3 protein-coding genes and 1 pseudogene are annotated in these 2,325 nt (G+C 66.2%); all 4 read left to right on the plus strand.

Translation table 11 applies throughout. The features are described 5' to 3' along the window. Positions 1-149 precede the first annotated feature (149 nt). A pseudogene (locus tag FGL98_RS24895) lies at positions 150-434 on the plus strand (ATP-binding protein); the annotation flags it as partial. Positions 435-685: 251 nt separating this feature from the next. Further along, complete coding sequence (locus tag FGL98_RS24900) at positions 686-1,411, plus strand: COG4315 family predicted lipoprotein (protein ID WP_186526398.1); 726 nt, start codon at positions 686-688, stop codon at positions 1,409-1,411. A 153-nt stretch (positions 1,412-1,564) separates the two neighbouring features. Further along, a complete protein-coding gene (locus FGL98_RS24905; RefSeq protein WP_146321550.1) occupies positions 1,565-2,071 on the plus strand; it encodes a hypothetical protein in 507 nt (168 codons plus the stop codon). Between the two features lie 35 nt (positions 2,072-2,106). After that, on the plus strand, positions 2,107-2,325 hold a 219-nt coding region (locus FGL98_RS24910), incomplete at its 3' end, for a hypothetical protein (protein ID WP_246136744.1).

A 2,325-nucleotide genomic window follows, 5' to 3' on the forward strand; every position in this document is an offset into this window, starting at 1 on the left:
CGCGGTGCCCCCGCACTACGAGCGTGCGCTCAGCCTGTAACTATGCCGAGGACACCGACCGCGACAACGCGTGATTGCACCGGCAAAACCTCAAGCCTCGGCATAGTCGCGGTGTCGGCATAGATCGACCTATGGCGATATCGCCATAGATTGACGAAGTCGGCTACCTACCGTTTGAGCAAGACGCCGCGAACCTGTTCTTCCAACTCGTCTCATCCCGTTACGAGCACGCCTCGCTGATCCTCACGTCGAACCTGCCCTTCAGTGGCTGGGGCACCGTCTTCGGCGACCAAGTCGTCGCCGCGGCCATGATCGACCGCGTCGTGCACCACGCCGACGTCCTGACCCTCAAAGGAGCCAGCTACCGGCTACGCAACCGCGGCATCGACACCCTGCCCAGCATCCGCGAGACCACCGAACACGAACCCGACTAAACTGCCCACATCCGTTCACTTTTCGGCCGTCCAGACCGTCCAGTTTTCGACCGTCGTCGACACCACCGATATCTCAACTCGACCGGAGTTGCCGGACCATCGGGTGGCCGCTGTGCCCACTCGGCCCCAAACGTGTTCAGTATCGGACCGATTCGCCCGCGATGACCGATGAACCATTTGGCGGAGCGATCCGTATGCCAGGTATCGAACTCATTCGGACTCGCCGCGTGAGTGATCATTGGAGATCAGATATGAGAACCTCTCGCGGTGCCCGGCATTCGGTGGTGGTCGCTGTCGGCGTAGCCACCCTGGCGCTGGCCGGTTGTGGAGTGGCCTCGTCGACGAAGCAGGCGGGCAGCGCGGCGTCCGGCCCATCGGTTCACGTGTCCGCGTCGGCAGCACCACCAGCAACGCACGCCCCCCGCCCGCCGATCATCAAAACCGTGACGATCGGAGAACGCCTCACCAGCCTGGGTGTGGCCCTGGTCGACCCGCACGGGCGAACCCTCTATACGTATGCCCTCGATCGGAACGGAGTCGGCGCGTGCACCGGAGCGTGTGCGATGGCCTGGCCACCCGTCCTGGTCGTTCGCGGCGCTCGACTGGGCTCGCGGCCAATGCTGCCCGGCCGGCTGAGGTCGACCTCCCGCGCCGGCGGTGGGCGGCAGGTGACCTACGACGGTCACCCGCTCTACACCTTCTCCGGAGACCGTCGACCTGGTCAGACCAACGGCTCTGGGATCAAGGGGGTCTGGTTTGTAGCGCTCGTCAACGGAACCAGGCCAGACCCGATGTCCTCGGAGCCACCGCAGGTCGTGAGTCACGCGCCGACACCCGAACCGATCGCGCCGGAGCCGACCCAGCCGGCGCCGCCGACGACCTCGCGGGTGCCGACCAACCCGATCCCCCAAGGTGGTGGTGGCGACGGTGACGGTGACAACAACGGTGGCCCGAGCGACAATGACGGTGCGACGTGATTCGTGGCCGCGGCACAATGGTCCTGCCGGAGTATGCGGGGCTCGGGGCGCACCGGGCGTTCGATGGCCGACCGCGAACGATGACAATGCCCGTTATCGCCACGCTCGCTACCCGGTGCACCGGTCAGCGCGACAGGGTGAAAGAGGCCGTCGATGTTTAGGTCACGCGGTGGCACTCTCCGTGGCAGGTCAGTCAGGAGATCCCTTGCCACAGCGTTCCTGCAGCTCTCCCTTGCCGCCTGCCTGGTCGTCGACTCGGTGGTCCACCTGGATGATGCGGCGTTCTACGAACCGGTGCATGGGGCACTGATCGGCGAGGCAGATCTTTTCCGGGTGCAGGCGATCGTCGCCCTGGTTATCGCAGCCGTGGTCCTGGTGCGGCCAGGACGGCTGGCCTGGGCACTTGCCGCACTGGTTTCCGGCTCTGCGGCCGGCGCCGTCGTGCTCTACACCTATCTAGACGTGGGCCCGCTCGCTGGTCTGCCCAACCTCTATGAGCCCTCGTGGGGTCCTCCCGGCAAGCTGGCGTCGGCCGTTGCCGAGGGGGCAGGGCTGCTGCTCGCGGTCACCGGGCTGCTGAGCTCACGCCATCGGCCGCATGCCCAGGTGCCGGTGCACGGGTACGCGAACCTGTCCGAACACGCACCTGGCGGGCCGTGACTCCAGATGCCTGATGTCGGACGCACGCTGTGATGGTGAACGAGATGGGGTCGACGGGGGCGTCACCGGATCTCAGCGGTAGGAGGGCGCCCGTTGCCCGGTGGGTCGTAGCTGTTGCGCTGCTGCAGGCCCTGCTCTTGATCGGCACGAGCACCCGGTACGGATATCACCGAGACGAGCTGTATTTCATTGCGGCGGGCGGGCACCCGGCACTCGGCTACCCAGATCAGCCGTCTCTCGTGCCCCTGATGGCG

It is taken from the genome of Leekyejoonella antrihumi (assembly GCF_007845645.1).
In the GTDB taxonomy this organism is placed as follows: domain Bacteria; phylum Actinomycetota; class Actinomycetes; order Actinomycetales; family Dermatophilaceae; genus Leekyejoonella; species Leekyejoonella antrihumi.